This window comes from Sphingobacterium sp. UME9 (assembly GCF_014170215.1).
GTDB classification, from domain to species: Bacteria; Bacteroidota; Bacteroidia; order Sphingobacteriales; family Sphingobacteriaceae; genus Sphingobacterium; species Sphingobacterium paramultivorum.
This window is the reverse complement of record NZ_LZZP01000003.1, coordinates 1,150,020-1,165,956: the sequence shown is the minus strand read 5'-3', so window position 1 is coordinate 1,165,956 and position 15,937 is coordinate 1,150,020. Positions and strand designations below refer to the sequence as shown.

General features: G+C 40.4%; 13 protein-coding genes and 1 tRNA gene. 4 read left to right on the top strand and 10 right to left on the bottom strand.

Going from position 1 to position 15,937, the window contains the following annotated elements:
• Positions 1 to 257: 257 nt before the first annotated feature.
• Positions 258 to 692, top strand: a complete 435-nt coding sequence (locus A9970_RS06510; protein ID WP_182981702.1) for a hypothetical protein — start codon at positions 258 to 260, stop codon at positions 690 to 692.
• Positions 693 to 795: 103 nt separating this feature from the next.
• Here A9970_RS06510 and A9970_RS06505 read toward each other — a convergent pair whose 3' ends face one another.
• The 3 genes from A9970_RS06505 to A9970_RS06495 all read right to left on the bottom strand — a co-directional run bounded on the left by A9970_RS06505 (position 796) and on the right by A9970_RS06495 (position 4,406).
• Positions 796 to 2,028: a site-specific integrase gene (locus tag A9970_RS06505; protein ID WP_182981701.1), complete on the bottom strand. Its 1,233-nt coding sequence runs from the start codon at positions 2,026 to 2,028 to the stop codon at positions 796 to 798.
• A 251-nt stretch (positions 2,029 to 2,279) separates the two neighbouring features.
• A tRNA-Lys gene (locus A9970_RS06500) sits at positions 2,280 to 2,352 on the bottom strand.
• Positions 2,353 to 2,486: 134 nt separating this feature from the next.
• Complete coding sequence (locus A9970_RS06495) at positions 2,487 to 4,406, bottom strand: ABC-F family ATP-binding cassette domain-containing protein (RefSeq protein ID WP_182981700.1); 1,920 nt, start codon at positions 4,404 to 4,406, stop codon at positions 2,487 to 2,489.
• 60 nt (positions 4,407 to 4,466) lie between these two features.
• Between A9970_RS06495 and A9970_RS06490 the strand changes: the two genes are divergently transcribed.
• Together A9970_RS06490 and A9970_RS06485 are read left to right on the top strand one after the other, a co-directional pair.
• Complete coding sequence (locus A9970_RS06490; protein ID WP_182981699.1) at positions 4,467 to 5,501, top strand: quinone-dependent dihydroorotate dehydrogenase; 1,035 nt, start codon at positions 4,467 to 4,469, stop codon at positions 5,499 to 5,501.
• Between the two features lie 8 nt (positions 5,502 to 5,509).
• On the top strand, positions 5,510 to 6,289 hold the full coding sequence (locus tag A9970_RS06485) for a TIGR02757 family protein (RefSeq protein WP_182981698.1): 780 nt from the start codon (positions 5,510 to 5,512) through the stop codon (positions 6,287 to 6,289).
• Between the two features lie 102 nt (positions 6,290 to 6,391).
• Here the strand turns inward: A9970_RS06485 and gap are convergent, their stop codons facing one another.
• The 6 genes from gap to A9970_RS06455 form a co-directional block, all read right to left on the bottom strand.
• Positions 6,392 to 7,399 (bottom strand): type I glyceraldehyde-3-phosphate dehydrogenase, encoded by a 1,008-nt coding sequence (gene gap / locus A9970_RS06480; protein WP_153844618.1) that lies wholly within the window; start codon positions 7,397 to 7,399, stop codon positions 6,392 to 6,394.
• A 6-nt stretch (positions 7,400 to 7,405) separates the two neighbouring features.
• Positions 7,406 to 8,023: a redoxin domain-containing protein gene (locus tag A9970_RS06475; protein ID WP_153844617.1), complete on the bottom strand. Its 618-nt coding sequence runs from the start codon at positions 8,021 to 8,023 to the stop codon at positions 7,406 to 7,408.
• A gap of 221 nt (positions 8,024 to 8,244) precedes the next feature.
• Positions 8,245 to 9,339, bottom strand: coding sequence for an AI-2E family transporter (locus tag A9970_RS06470; protein WP_153844616.1), 1,095 nt, complete (start codon positions 9,337 to 9,339; stop codon positions 8,245 to 8,247).
• A 248-nt stretch (positions 9,340 to 9,587) separates the two neighbouring features.
• On the bottom strand, positions 9,588 to 9,785 hold the full coding sequence (locus A9970_RS06465; RefSeq protein ID WP_182981697.1) for a hypothetical protein: 198 nt from the start codon (positions 9,783 to 9,785) through the stop codon (positions 9,588 to 9,590).
• Between the two features lie 79 nt (positions 9,786 to 9,864).
• Positions 9,865 to 12,903 (bottom strand): SbcC/MukB-like Walker B domain-containing protein, encoded by a 3,039-nt coding sequence (locus tag A9970_RS06460; RefSeq protein ID WP_182981696.1) that lies wholly within the window; start codon positions 12,901 to 12,903, stop codon positions 9,865 to 9,867.
• Between the two features lie 3 nt (positions 12,904 to 12,906).
• On the bottom strand, positions 12,907 to 14,112 hold the full coding sequence (locus tag A9970_RS06455) for an exonuclease SbcCD subunit D (protein WP_182981695.1): 1,206 nt from the start codon (positions 14,110 to 14,112) through the stop codon (positions 12,907 to 12,909).
• Positions 14,113 to 14,358: 246 nt separating this feature from the next.
• On the opposite strand from A9970_RS06455, the gene A9970_RS06450 reads away from it, so the two are divergent.
• Positions 14,359 to 15,057: a prolyl oligopeptidase family serine peptidase gene (locus tag A9970_RS06450; RefSeq protein WP_088161705.1), complete on the top strand. Its 699-nt coding sequence runs from the start codon at positions 14,359 to 14,361 to the stop codon at positions 15,055 to 15,057.
• Positions 15,058 to 15,147: 90 nt separating this feature from the next.
• On the opposite strand, the gene A9970_RS06445 is transcribed toward A9970_RS06450, so the two are convergent.
• Positions 15,148 to 15,909 (bottom strand): murein L,D-transpeptidase catalytic domain family protein, encoded by a 762-nt coding sequence (locus A9970_RS06445; protein WP_232475537.1) that lies wholly within the window; start codon positions 15,907 to 15,909, stop codon positions 15,148 to 15,150.
• Positions 15,910 to 15,937 lie beyond the last annotated feature (28 nt).

Here is a 15,937-nt window from a genome sequence, read left to right as displayed (position 1 = left end):
AACCCATGATTTATGAGGATTAGGATTGTAGAAGGATAATGAAGAGATCCGTGGTTAGTGCAGCATCCAGTAGCTTGGACTTATGGAATTCTTAAATGAAGACAGCTGATAGAAAGAATGGGTTTCCAGCTAGGAGATATTAAATTAGGCGGTCAACAACATTTTGTTGACCGCCATTTCTATAACTCAAATCATGTGGAGAAAATCTGAGGTAAAGTTATTAGCAAACCAATTACCTTAGCATTAAATACGCCATTATGAAAAACTTAGACTTAACGCAGCTTAAGGTCACTATTACTCAAGTGTCTGTAGCGAATAAAAAACTTACTAAGTCGATTTTTAACCAAATTGAATATGACGATTGTTTTGATCAAGAGATGAACTTCATTGGCGATCCAATATATGGATATGTAAAGGGCACAGACAGCCGATATCTCCTTTGGACTATTGATGGTAGACTCAGGCGCACTAGGCTAAGGAAGTATTACAATTTAAAATCTGACATTGAATATGCTTCGATTGAAGATACTGAGTGGTTTCTCAGAAAGGTTGGATTGGCATATGAAATAGATGATAGTCACAGAGTGCATCGTCTTTCTGTAAGTATTGAGGATCATAAAACCTACACAGAATTGGTTGATAATGCTAAAGAATTTTTAAACGGACTAATCGATAAGCAAATCTACCTCTAAAGAACTCCCGAAGATTGTTTGTGCATATTAAAAAGTATTGTCCAATCTATATGAATTGAACAATACTTTGTTCCTTATTTCGCTATCAGATGCTTAGGATAATTTAATCGTCATAGTGCGCCGCGAACTTTTTCATCAATGGCGCCATGTCCTCACTGACTTTTTTATCGAGTACTTTTGCATAGAGCTGCGTAGTGCGAATGTTGGTATGGCCAAGCATTTTAGATACACTTTCAATAGGTACGCCATTCATGAGTGTTACGGTGGTTGCAAAGGTTCTTTTGGCCACACGATTGCCGAGCGTCTTATTGATACCGCATATAGCAGCAATCTCCACCAGATATTCATTCATCTTCTGATTGCTGGAAACAGGTAATGCGCGATTGTTATGAACGCACCACGGATTTTCAGCATACTTTGCTAAGATGTTTGACGCTACAGGAAGTAAAGGAATGGAAACTCGTGTATCTGTTTTCTGACGATATGTGAAAATCCATTTTCCGCCATCTACGCCCACGCCAATATCTGTCAACTGTAGTTTGTGTACGTCGGCATAGGAAAGACCCGTATAGCAGCTAAACAGGAAGAAGTCGCGCACCTGTTCCAACCTTTGTGTAGTCAGTTCCTTTTCGTCGATGCGACGTAATTCATCTGCTGTTAAAAAAGTTCTGTTCACAGGTTTTGATTGAAGCTTGCGACCATCGAAAGGATCACCATCTATCCATTTATAACGTACGCAGATCAGGATGATCTTTTTGAGATTCTTCAGGTGTTTATTAGATGTGTTGATGTCATTAAGCTTAATAGATCTAAGGTAGAATTCAAAGTCATCAATAAACGTTTGATCTAGATCTTTCAGATCAATATCGGCTTTCTGGTATGTAACTTCGATGAAACTTTCAATGTGCCTAAAGAGCACCTGAAATCTTTTAAGTGTACCGATTGCATACTCGCCGCATTCTACCAAAGTCTGCATTTTAGTATTGTGTAGCCGTATGGCATCACACAAAGTGTAGCCAGCATCTGTAATACCTAGGTATCGATTTTTAAACGTGGTGATGTCAAAATCGATTCCGTCCATTCGAAGATCGTGGTACAGGGAATAGAACTTAGCTTTTAAATTGTCTAGGAAAGCATTTGTTGTTTTAATCTGTTGAGACTTACCATGCAGTTTCCCAGCTTCTGGATTCCACTGATTGCTAGCGGTTTTCTTTCCCGTTGCACCTTCCCAGCGTCTACCATTTAAGGTTATGCGATGGTAGATGAAATAATCACTGTCAATTTTTTGGTTTCTTGGCTTCTTTAAAAAAAAGAGTACGCTAAAATTAGTCTTCATAACTAATGTGTTTAAAAGTGAAACAAAATTAGCATTGCAGTACTATTTTAACAAGATGTATTTCGGTTGAACCTGTTTATTATCAATAAGTTAAGATCTAATTCGGTGCGTCATTTAAAATCAGCAATGACGCACCGAATGACGCACCTCAAGTATGCTATTTCGTGCATATTTTGGCACTTTTTCCTAAATAAAAAACCCTGCAATCTGTTGATTTGCAGGGTTTTAATGATTTTTAGTGTTACTCTCTGTGATCCCGCTGGGATTCGAACCCAGGACCCATACATTAAAAGTGTATTGCTCTACCAGCTGAGCTACGGAATCTTACTTCTTTATTTTTGAACTACCGTTCCTTGTTTGAAGTGATGCAAAAGTAGGGCTTTAATCCTATTCCTGCAAATAATTTTGACTTAAAATCACGCTCTAATGCTTAATAAGCTGATTTTAAGCCAAAAAAATTAATCATTTTCCAATTCCATGATTTCTTCCGCCAATTGCTCCCAACTCTCTTGGAATTGCGTCAATAATGCCTTTGCTGAGTTGTAAGAACGTGTAGTTTCCTGTAACTTAGTGGCATCCGAATACACCGCTTCGTCGGCAAGCTTCGATTCTAAGTTTTTGACTAAAATTTCCTGCTCCTCAATTTTTTGTTCAAAAGAAGTTAGCTCCTTATTTTTTTTGCTCAACAAACGTGTCTTATCTTCCGTAAGTGGTTGCTTTTCTTTCTTTACTTTGGGTTCTTCCTTGACTTTTTTCTCGGTTTTTACCTCCGTCTTCACGATGCGTTTTGCAGCCCATTCTTCATACTCCTGGTAAGTACCTGGGTACTCCTTGATCTGTTTGTCCTCAATGTACCAGATTTTGTTCGCCACATTGTCCAAGAAATACCGGTCGTGGGATACAACGATAAATGTACCTTCGTATTGCTGCAAAGCCTGGATCAGAATGTTGACAGACTGCATATCCAAGTGGTTGGTAGGTTCATCGAGCGCTAAGAAGTTCGCGTCTGCGGTTAATGCTTTTGCAAGAGCCACACGTGATTTCTCGCCTCCGGAAAGTACTTTGATCTTTTTGAAAGCATCGTCTCCGGTGAATAGAAAACATCCAAGAATGGAGCGCAATTCGGTCTCTGTATGCTTCGGTGCAAAAGTTTGTAACTCGGCAAGGATGGAATTTTCCAGATGTAAGGCTTCCAGCTGATGTTGTGCAAAAAATGTTTGCGAAACGTTGTGTCCCTGTTCTGCCTTTCCTTCAAACTCGTGATCCGCGTTAGCCACGATACGTAAGAGGGTAGATTTACCTTTACCATTGGCACCAATTAGTGCAATCTTATCACCCTTTTCTATAATAGCCGAGGTATTTTTTAAGATCTCTAGATTAGGGTATGACTTGGAAATATTTTCCAATGTCACGACGTGGCGACCTGAAGGTTTTGAAAATTTAAAGCTGAAGTTTACCGTCGGATTGTCATCGTCAACATCGTCAATTCTCTCCAGGCGATCCAACGCCTTGATCCGCGACTGCGCCATTTTGGCTTTGGAAGCCTTAGCGCGGAAACGCTCAATTAGACGTTCTTCCTGTTTTATCTTGGCTTGCTGGTTTTTGAACTGATTGGCCTGCAATTCATTCCGTAATTCCTTCTCTTCAAGATAAAAACTGTAATTACCTGCATAAAGTGTTAATTTTCCTTTACGTGATTCTACCGTTTTCTTGATGATGCGGTCAAGGAAATATCGATCGTGGGAAACAATCACAATGGCGCCATCAAATGCTTGCAGATAGTTCTCCAGCCATTTGATGGAAGGTAAGTCCATGTGGTTGGTCGGCTCATCCAGTAACAGAATATCCGGAGTTTGCAATAAGATACGGGCAAGCATAACCCGCATACGCCATCCTCCGGAGAAAGTTGCTAATGGTCTTTTTTGTTCTTCTTCAGAAAAACCTAGACCGGCAAGGATTTCATGGGCCTTAAATTCGATGTTATAACCATCTAAGGCCTCAAATTCTACTTGTTTATCGCTTAGCTTATTCAGGATGTCATCCGAATAATCTGTTTCTAGTTTGTGAAGTAAGTTCTCGATTTCGGCATGTAATTGATTTTGGCGCTCAAAAGCTTCCATGGCAACATGCAAAATGCTTTTGTCAGAATGGTACGACAATAAGTCCTGGTTTAAATAACCAATCTTAAGGTCCTTCGCCATGGAAATCGTTCCTGACGTAGGCGTATACTGACCGACAATAAGGCGAAGTAAAGTCGATTTACCTGTACCATTGGCACCGATCAAGCCAACTTTATCTCCTGGTTTGATATGCCAGTTTGCTTCGTCATATAAAGCGCGAGATCCTATTTCAAATGTTAAATTATTTATTGATATCATTTCAACTGCAAAAGTACAAAAGTAATGAATATTTCTTCTTCTTTGAGTAACTTTGCGATTATGTATAAATTAGTCAAACCTATATTCTTTACAATGAATCCGGAGTCGGCTCACCATAAAGTGACCGGTGGATTGAATGTTTTCTCAAAAATTTGGGGCGCCAAACAATTATTGAATGCTTTTTTTACCGTGGAAGATCCACGTTTGGAACGCGAAGTCTTTGGATTGAAATTTAAAAATCCTGTGGGTCTCGCTGCTGGCTTTGATAAAAATGCGGAATATATTGCAGATATGACTAATTTGGGATTTGGTTTTATCGAAATCGGAACGGTAACTCCCAAGCCGCAACCGGGCAACGATAAACCTAGGATGTTCCGACTTGTTTCCGATGAAGCTTTGATCAATAGAATGGGATTTAATAATCAAGGCGCAGACGTTGCCGCCACAAGATTGAAAAATCTAAAGGATCGAAAAGGATTGTTAATAGGCGGGAATATCGGTAAGAATAAGGTGACGCCTAATGAAGAAGCTGTCAATGACTACATTTATTGCTTCAATGCATTGTTTGACTACGTGGATTATTTTGTTGTCAATGTGAGCTCCCCGAATACACCGGGCTTACGCGATTTGCAAGAAAAGGAACCTTTAAAACATCTATTAAATACTTTACAAAGCCTCAATGTCGCTAAAACAGCTCCGAAGCCAATCCTGCTTAAAATAGCACCTGATTTGACGGATAGTCAATTGGATGATATCGTCGAGATCGTATTGGAGACACAAATTGCAGGTGTCATCGCAACGAATACAACAATTTCAAGAGAAGGCTTAAAGAGTCAACAGGAACTGATTAATGAAGCGGGCGGGGTAAGTGGACGTCCTTTAACCAAGCGTTCAACAGAAGTTATTCGCTACTTAAGTGAAAAGTCCAACAAGGCATTTCCTATCATTGGTGTAGGGGGGATTCATTCGGCGAAAGATGCCATTGAGAAGTTAGATGCTGGAGCCAGTCTCATTCAAGTTTATACCGGTTTTATCTATGAAGGCCCAGGCTTGATTGCAAAGATTTGTAAAGGCATATTGCAGACAGGAAGATAAGGATTAGCATGGCAGTTGATTTTGATCTGAAAGATTTCTTGGATAAGAAAGTTGATGAATATAATCAACCTGGTTTTATTCCAAATGATCCCATATCGATTCCGCATCAATTTTCAGCGAAGCAGGACATTGAGATTATGGGATTCTTGGCTTCCATTATGGCTTGGGGGCAAAGAAAGACGATTATCAATAAATGCAACGAGCTAGTGGCTCGAATGGATGGTTCGCCATACGATTATATGATAAATCATCAAGAGCAGGATTTAAAAACCTTACTGGGATTTAAACACCGCACGTTCAATGATACCGATATTCTTTATTTTGTTTCTTTTTTTAAGCATCACTATCAGCATTTCGAATCTTTGGAAGATGCTTTTCTCGTAGGGCAGGAGAACAGGGAAGAGGTCGACTTAGAAATGGCACTGAATGCCTTTAAAACCTATTTCTTTTCGTTGCCTGATTATCCTGTTCGCACACGGAAACACATTAGTAGTCCAGCACAGAAGTCAACCGTCAAGCGGATCAATATGTTTTTACGCTGGATGGTCAGAAAAGATACAAAAGGGGTAGACTTTGGGCTTTGGCACCGCCTGTCCCCAAAAGATCTAATCTGCCCGTGCGATGTCCATGTTGAGCGTGTTGCCCGTAAATTTGGTCTAATAACATTGGATAAAGTGAATTGGAAAACAGCCCAGGAATTAACGGCCAATCTACGCCTACTAGATCCGTTGGATCCGGTCAAATATGATTTTGCGTTGTTTGGTTTGGGCGTAGAAGGGGAAATGTAAAATTAAGGCGTGAAGAAAAAAGCGTCCTTGTCAACTATAGCTGGCAAGGACGCTTTTTTTTAATACCGGAACCTATCGTAAGATGCTGCAGGGGTAGCTAGATTATACAAGCTTGTCGATCTTGACCAGGAGGTCAACCAAACGATTAGAATAACCAAATTCATTGTCATACCAGCCCACTACCTTGACCAGACCGCCCACTACCGAGGTTAACTGGGCATCAAATACACATGAATAGGGGTTATTGATGATATCTACCGAAACTATGGGGTCTTCTGTATAAAATAATACATTTTTTAAGTCGTTTTCTGCTGCAGCTTTGAACGCTTTATTGATTTCCTCTACCGTGGTTTCTTTCTCAAGTGTACAGGTAAAGTCCGTCAATGAGCCATTGAGTACAGGTACACGTATGCCTGCGCCTCCTAATTTATGCTGCAAATGTGGAAAGACATTGGTTATGGCCTTAGCAGCACCAGTAGTTGTTGGAATGATCGCCGACGATGCTGCCCGCGCTCTCCTTAAATCTTTATGTGGTGCGTCGTGAAGATTCTGGTCTCCAGTCATGGAGTGAACCGTGGTAATATAGCCATCTTTGATGCCCCAATTTTCATCCAATATTTTAACTAGGGGAGCAACATTGTTTGTTGTACAGGAGGCATTGGATAAAATCGAAGCAGATAGATCAATGACACGATCATTAATGCCCAATACCACTGTTGGAATGTCTTTATCTTGTGCCGGTGCGGAGATAATCACTTTTTTTGCACCAGCTTCCAAGTGCAACGACGCTTTGTCACGACTGGTAAAGTACCCCGTAGATTCTATGACGACATCAATCTGAAGCTCCTTCCAAGGCAGTTCCGCAGGATCTTTTTCATTGGTGACCAAGATGGAAAGACCATTGACAATAATATGTTGGTCATCGTGGGTCACGGTACCAGGAAAAGGTCCATGTACAGAATCATATTTAAATAGATGGGCCAACGTCTTGGTGTCTGTCAGATCATTGATAGCGATGACCTGCAGTTCATCGAAAGCCCCTCTTAAAAAGATATTACGTAGTGTATTTCTACCGATACGTCCGAATCCATTGATTGCTATGTTTAGCATTTCAGATTATTTATGAAATTGGCTTATTGCTTCGTTAATATTTTTTTCACCTTCCCAATGTGCTTTTAGCTTTCCATCCGCACCATACACATAATTTGCCGGAAATTGTGAAGGCACATGGATTGTTTGTATAAACGTTTGGTCTTTATCAATCAATACCTCTACGTTAGATGCTTTGGATAGTTTAGGAGCGAATGTGTCAAAAAAACCTAATACTAATGCCGGGTCATTCATGGAAATATAATAGATATTGACATCTTTTATACGATCAATATTCTTTTCTAGCTCCGTAGCTTCATGTTGACAATGACTACATCCTGGATCAAATAGGATAAAAACCGTATTCTTGTCTTTGGCAACGTTTTCCTGCGTAACACGGATGCCCGAACGAAGCTGATAAAATGTGAAATTAGGGAGAATGGCTGCAGGGTCGGAAGATTGCGTTGGTGCAGCTTGACTATGGTCATGGCCTGCATGATCGTGACCTGCATGGTCATGGCTTTCAGCGCTGGCTTCCTGGGACGTATTTGCAGTATGATCTGTTTTCGGTTTGTTGTTGTTACATGAGGAAAGAATTCCGGCAGCCAATGCCACTGTCACTCCTAAGATTATCTTTTTATTCATAGAATACGTTTGCTTTTAAATCAGTTTTAGTGATTTTATCGTTTTAATATTTATGCTTAACAGATCGTCAAATTCTGCGTAGAAAGCATTGAACAATCTATTGTATTAATGATTCAAAACTATAAAAAAAAAGGGATTATCAATCGTTGAATCTTATTTATGACAGTTTACTGGATATTGATGCATTTGTGATCAAATCAACTTAACCTATTGAAGTGCCCTTATTCTATAATGTCAGGGCTGTCATGAGTAGACTTTGTATCTGTCAATGAGGTAGATTGAATGATTTCAGGCGTACTTCGTCCAAATTCAATACTGTAGACTTTCAGGAGTACGCTAACGCAGGATAAAATGAGCGGACCGAAGATCAATCCCAGCATACCAAATAGATTTAATCCTAACAATACACCGAACACGGTTATTAATGGATGTACATCACCCAACTTTTTCAATATGGTAAACCGAAGTACATTATCAATACTCCCGATGATAATGATCCCGTATAAGGCAAGACCTATTGCATTTCCGGACTGCCCATTCGCAAGTAGAAAAAGCGCTGCCGGTAGATATACCACCATCGTTCCTAAAATAGGAATTATGGTGGAAACAGCGGTGAGTATCCCCAGAAAGATAGGGCTCTCCAAGCCAAAGAACCAATAGCCAAGACCGGCTACAATACCTTGGCACATGGCCAAAATGGGGATGCCGATTGCATTGGATTTTACCATCATGTCAAACTCTTTCCACAATTCGGCTTTACTGGCTTTGGTGAAAGGGATCGCTTGATAGATGGTTTGTTCTAATTTTTTGCTGCTAACCAGCATGAAATACAAAACAAATAGAGCAACCAATATATTGACACCAACTTCTGCAACGGAATTCAGAATATTGGGTATGAATTTAGCTGCTTTTTGAAGCGCTCCCATTAAGGCAGTATCTGAAAGATCGATATTGCTTAAATAAGGGCTGTCTTTAAAGTAGATTTTGATCGAGTCAAACTTGTGCATCAGATCGTCTTTGTTGCTAATGACTTCTGTTACCTGAGGTACCATATAGTTGATTAACAGATAGAGTGGTCCTACCAAGAATATGATGGTCAATAATATCAATAAAATACTGGCGAAAGATTTATTCCATTTTTTTTCTTCAGTTAGCTTAAAGTTGATTTTTCTAAAAAGAACATATAAGGTAACTGCTCCCAGAAAACCGGGTAGGTAGTAGAATAGGCTTGTAAAGATCAATATACATATCGCCAGAATGATGACGATTAGCATGATTTGATTGATGGAATTGTTGTTGATTTGTTTGTACTTCATATAGCTGACAAATATACTGTCTATCGATTGTTATTTATCGTATGACAATATTTTTTTAGAAAAGTTTTATCTTGTTAAATTAAACTTCCTTTTTTATAATTTCAATGATTTTTTGAATTTCTTTTTTTGTCCCCGGAGCAGTTTGGATGGGATGGCTCCATGAGAATGGCAATGACGCTATTTTGCATCCAGTAACTCCAAACCAATTGTTCACTTTTGGATAGAAAGATAAGCCTTTTTATTCGAATTTAGTTTTGATTCTGCGGCATTAAAATCTCCCTCAAGATCGTTAGGATATCATATTGTTTGACAAAAAGCATGGGTTGTGTTGTCCTTAATGGACTGGAATCTTTAGCTGAAAAGGTCGTATTGACTACTGCTTTGGTCGCTTTATGAAAAAAAGGATGAGACCCTTTTCCTTTTTTGTTGTTTGAAAATAAGCCCATAATCTTTTGTTTTTGTTGGTTATAGCGATCAGGCTTGTTCAGCGGGACCGCTATAACTAATATACAAAATAAAACGGAATTAATTGATAAAAATTTGGCTACCCTGTTCTTCATCCTTTTCTATCGAAAGGGACACTGGAATACGTTCTTTGAGTTCTTCAACATGTGAAATAATTCCGACGATCCGGTTTTCCTTATGTAAATCCAATAGCGTTTCGAAAACAATATTAACAGAAGTGATATCTTGTGTTCCAAAACCTTCATCGATAAAAAAGAAGTTTTTGGCCGCACGTGAATTTGACTGTACACTTTCTGCCAAAGCCAAAGCCAAACTTAGGGATACCTGAAATGCCTGTCCACCGGATAGTGTTTTTACGCTGCGACTTTTTCCTTCATTCAAATAATCTATAATTTCAAATTCATTGTTGTCGTTCAGCTGTAGGCTAAGCTGATTTCGGGTCATGCGATGGAAACGAATATTCGCATGATCACACAGCTGCCGTAGGTAAATCGAAGAAACATATTGTACAAAGCCCGCACCTTTAAAGAGATTAAAAAGTTGCTTCAAATTGTCATGGCGTAAATTTAGTTTTACCTGTTGTTGCAGGAGATTTTCCTTTTTTGCATAGGCGATTTTTAGCTGATCGCGCTCCTGCTGAAGTCGGGCAACAGCTTCAGTGCTCGCTTTCAATTGTTGGGCGCTCTCATCCAGGATTTTTTCCTGTGCGAGAAATTGGTTTTCGTCATATACCTGGTCGACGAGTTTCTTTTCCAACTGACTGATCTGTGCCTTCACAGTTTCAAACTGGATTTGAAACTGTTCAAGCTCTTGTCGGATCTGTATGACAGACAAATTCTCAGCAAGAATTTGCCGAATCTCTGCCAAAGTTTCAAAGGGTGAAGCCACAAGTAGCTGCTGGATTGTAGCATCGGTTTCTTGACTTTCACGACGGATATCTGCAAGCTGTTCAACAATCGTCTGTACCAAACTGTATTGTGCTGAAAATTGACTGTTTAACTCATTTAATCGTTCGCTTAAAGTAACGTAGTCGCGCTCAATCTCTAGATTTGATCTTTTCAGTGCAGTATATTCCTTTTCAACTGCTTCGGATTCCCACATTTCATAATCAGACCAGCGCAGCGCTTTCAGGTTCCCGATATTTTGATTAATCTGGGCCTGTTTGCTTGCTTCATCACGTTCAAACTGATGCAGTGCTTTATTGTATTTCTCCAGCTTTTCTTCAACGGAAGTGAGTGTAGCCTGATGCTCACCAAGCTGTTGCTCCACTGTTGTTATCTGTGTTTCGATCCGAGCGAGTTCCTGCTTATTTGATGTGTAGCTGGATTCATCCGTAGCGCTATAACCAATCCATGTAAATTGCTGAGCATGCGCAATTTTGTTATTGGCATTCAGCTGAATTTTCGTGTTTAGATCTTGTTGCTGATCATTTAATGACTGCAAGCGCAGCTGGAGTTTTTCGACTTGGAATTGCTGGTCCTGTTGATGCTTAAGACTTTCATTTGTCTCGGCAATCAATTTTTCATTGGCAGCAACTTCCTGGGAAATATCCTGTCCTTGGTTGATAGCAGGATGTTCCAATGCTCCACATAGTGGGCATGGGGATCCTGCTTTAAGGTTTTCTGCATATTGGATCAACCTTTGCTGCAGGAGAAGATGTGATTTTTCATTTTGGAGAGTCTGAAGCTTTTGCTCAAGGGCACTGACTACAAGGAGGTGATTTGATCGGAATTTTTCGAGGTCCGGATGAATGGCCTGGAGTTCCTGCTTCAGCACAGCTATACTTGTTTCTAAATCAATGGCCTGCTTGTTTAGATCGTCTTCCTGTTGTTGGATGCCCTGCTGTTTGGTGTACCACTGGCCCAGCTCCATGAGTTCATGGGCCGAAGGCTTTGATTGCTTTAGGCTAGCGATCTGAATTTCTGTCTCTTGGATTCTGGCTTTAAAATGTCGTTGTTGCTCTCTTGTTTCCTGCACAAAATTGCGTCCCTTCTGTGCCCGATCCTGTAAACTCTTAATTTCATTTGAAAACGTAATCAATTGGCTTATCAATTCAAGATCCAGTTCCTGAACACGACGTTGTGGCAGCAGTTCGTATTGTGATTTCAACAGATTGAGATTTGAGGAATGCTCCTGCATAAGCTGCTGAATTTCGGCCTGTCTCTGTTTTTCGGTTTCTACTCTTTTATGTGCAATTAGGCCTTCTTGTGCTAATTTTTCCTTGGATTTAAGAATATGTAGAAAGTTAGTTTGCGCTTCCTCAAAGCGGTTTAACTTTAATCGTAAGGTCTCTTTTTCACCTTTTTGTTCTAGCAATTGCTGAAAGAGCGCCTTCACCGTACGAAGCTCTAAGACATCCTCTTTGAGTTTTTTGAGCCTTAAGAACTTTTCATGATGCGACTTGTACGACGATTCAATGGCGACAAAGGACTCGACTGCCAGTTGGAGATTTGTTTCGGTCGTTTCTATCTGTTCGCCTGTGACATCGTCAAATCCTATTAATTGACCGTTGAGGTGATCCAGTTCGGACTGATTTTTTTTATAGAGGTTGGAAACTTTATCCTGCAGGTCAAATCGATGCAGCTGAAAAATCTCTTTCATCATATCCGTCCGTTCCTTGGCGCCAAGTTCTATAAACTCTTTGAACTGCCCTTGGGGAATGATGATTGTTCTTTTGAAGTTCTCGTAGCTTAATCCAATGATATGCTGTGTATTGCTGCTTTCCAGTGGAACCCATTCTTCATTTATTTTTTCGTAGAGTACAACGGTGGGGGATTTTACATCATCGAAATTTTTGGAATTACGTTTAAATTCGCGGGTAATTCTAAATGTACGGTCTTCAAAATTGACAAAATCAAGCTCGATATAAGATCGATTGGACTTGAGATTCATCATGTTATAAGCGCGTTTATCCCGTGCATTCAGGCGTTCCGTTTCTCCAAATAAGGCGTAGGTAATCGCTTCCAATATCGATGATTTACCGGAGCCTACAGCACCGAAGATACCAAAAAGCCCCGCTTGAGAAAGCGCGGTAAAGTCGATCGTCTGACGTTCTTGATAAGAGTATATCCCCTCTAGAGTTAGCTTTAATGGAATCATGGATTAAGAGTTTAGGATTTCGCGAAAAAGATCAAGGATGTCATCATTGGGCGCCTGATTGCCATTCTTGGATTTGAAATAATCGTTGAATAAGGTCGACATGTCTTGTGTAAGATTTATTTCTTTGTTGTCCAGAAGCGCTTGCTCATCTTGTTTAACGAGCGGAATGAGATAGATTATTCCCGAATGGCTCTGATAGATTCGTTTACGGTCCTCGGCTTTTAAGAAGGTTTCTGATTTCAGCGTGAGCTCCACCAAAGCATCGGGGTTTTCAGACAACCAGGATATGCACAGTTCAATATCGTCGAACGATTTTCGGATCAGCGGTTTACCCTGAGTTAGTGGAATGCGCTCAACACTTGCTTGCTCGCCGGCCGATACATTGACCAGCGCAACGTATTTTGCTTGCCCAGCCTCCGAAAAACTATAACATAGAGGGGAAGATGCATAAACCACCGGTTTTTCGGCAGAACCGATATTTTTATACCCGTGAAGATGCCCTAATGCGGTGTATTGGACCTGTGGTGGGATGGCCTCTGAATAGATTAAGTCTGCATTGCCAATTTTGACCGGTTTTTCGCCGTCAGGCTCCTCTAAAAGTGGACTGCCCAATTTATTCATGTAAAGATGTGCCGTCAATATATTCACGCCTTTATCATCGCAATAGGTATTGGCTATTTTTTGCCAATTTGCTGCTAAGACCTCATTTAATTTACTTTCTTTCTCTTCGCCTAGATATTGTTTTAAGCGTATTTCATTGGCATAGGCTGTATGAAGAATACGAATCGGGTAGTCAAATTGCGGTAAGCTCAATTCAATGAAGCCCGTATCTGACTGTAAAACGGTGAAACCATCTGTTGCGAAAGGGGTAACCACAGCATGCGGATGCCCGATTAGGATGATGCCCGACGCTCGTGCCAAAGGATCGGGCGCGTCAATCAAATGGGGGGAATCGTGATTGCCCGCGATTGCTATTACTGGGCGTATACCATTCTTGGTAAGACGCATGATTGTTCGGTAGAATAGCTCGATGGCTTCCACACCGGGATTGAATGCATCGAACAGATCTCCCGCGATGATCACGAGATCCACGTTTTCCCGGTCTGCGATATCAACGATTTCATCCATGACCAGTACCTGTTCATCTATCCGGGAGAAACTGTCCAATCGTTTTCCTAAATGCCAATCGGCGGTATGCAATATTTTCATGTGAGAGCTTGGATATTTTGCGCAATGTTACAAACTAAGATAAATTTGGCATGAAATGCAATTATAATTGGATGGAATCTTCGAAATGATCAGTTTGGGCCAATATGGGATGAAGTCTTTGCTTTGTGCTAAAGTGTAATGCTGTCGCAGTTGAAATGTTAAAACATGTTAAATGCGTGCCATAAAAGTCATTTAATTGTATTTTTAGTGCTCCAAAATTAAGCTAGATAGTCATAGACAAGAAATATGCGAAAAGTTTACCTGTATATCTGTTTTTTCTTTATGCTGTTGATGCGCGTAAACGCGCAGGAAATACACGCTATAAAAGGAGAAACTGCTTATCCTTTTTTATTGAAAGATGCCGCACCGGATTCTTTGGAGTCTGAAAAACAGCCTGTATTTGTGTTTTTGCATGGAAGAAGTTTGTCCGGGACAAATTTAGATCGTGTAAAGCGTTATGGTGTATTGTATGCCATCAACAAAGGGCAGGAGGTGCCTGGGATAATTGTTGCGCCACAGTCCCGGGGAGGATGGGATCCGGACAAAGTAATCGAAATTATTGACTATGTTATTGAACATTATAATGCTGACCCCGACCGTATTTACGTTTGCGGCATGAGTATGGGGGGCTATGGTACCATGGATGTGGCTGGTAAATATCCCGAAAGGGTGGCTGCTGCAGTAGCAATATGTGGCGGCGGATCGAGTCAGTATGCATCTAACCTGACGCAGGTGCCGATATGGCTTCATCATGGTACCGCTGATCGTGCCGTGCCAATTTCGGAATCCAGAAAAATTATGAATGCGATCAAAAGAGAAGATCCGGATGCAAATGTGAGCTTAAATGTGATAAAAGGGGGGACGCATGGAAGTGTGGAGCGATTGTTCCATGATGATGCAATTTACAATTGGATGTTGAAATTTAAGAAAAAGCATAAATCTTAGAATCGTGTTGGTCCGGTAGCGGTGTATCGAAAGACAATTTATAAATAAAAAAAGCCTGATGAAGTATTTCCATCAGGCTTTTTTTATTTATTAGCCTTCGTGATCAAATGCAGGCGGTCTTTTTTGAAATTGCGCCATCAATATATTGGGTTGATGGATCAAGTGTGTCTTTGTGAGATACTCGGAGTTGTCGGCATAAATAAACAACAACGTTCCATCTTTGATGGTGTTAATGATAGGGCCTGCAAATTCCCTTGGTACTGCGGGGCAGCCGTAGCTTTTACCGAGTCTGCCTAAGTTTGCTATTGTTCCTGTGCTACAGTAATCGGCGCCATGCATCACAACATATCTTGCTTTTGCATTGTCATTTATACCTTCTTCAAGACCATTTAATACCAAGGAGTAACCATTCTCGCCGTTGTACGTGTTTTCTGTTGTGAAGAACCCTAAAGAACTTTTAAGTGACTCCTGTTGATTTGAAAAATTGACAGCATAGTTTTCTCCGCTATTTTTTCCATGCGCAACCAGTGTGTTGAAAAGTACTCTTTTGTGCGCAAGGTCGAGTACCACAAGCCTTTTTTCCGTTGATGCCAATGAAAAGTCAATGACGGTCATGATGTCCTTGTTGTGGATCGGAAGTTCTTTTCTGCCTTCCATTGCTTGACGAAACGCTTCGTATTTTAATACTTTGCCTAGATTCATTTCATCATACAACGAGTCAACTTCGGTGCGTTGACGTTCGACATTGATACGATGAGTGCTGGTGGTTTGTTGATCTGTTGTTTTTAATTCTTCTTGTGAAGACAATGCTGTATTGAGTGCCATCAAAAGAAACATAAACGTATTTCCCATTCTTCTCCCTTTTCTGTGTAGATGTTTA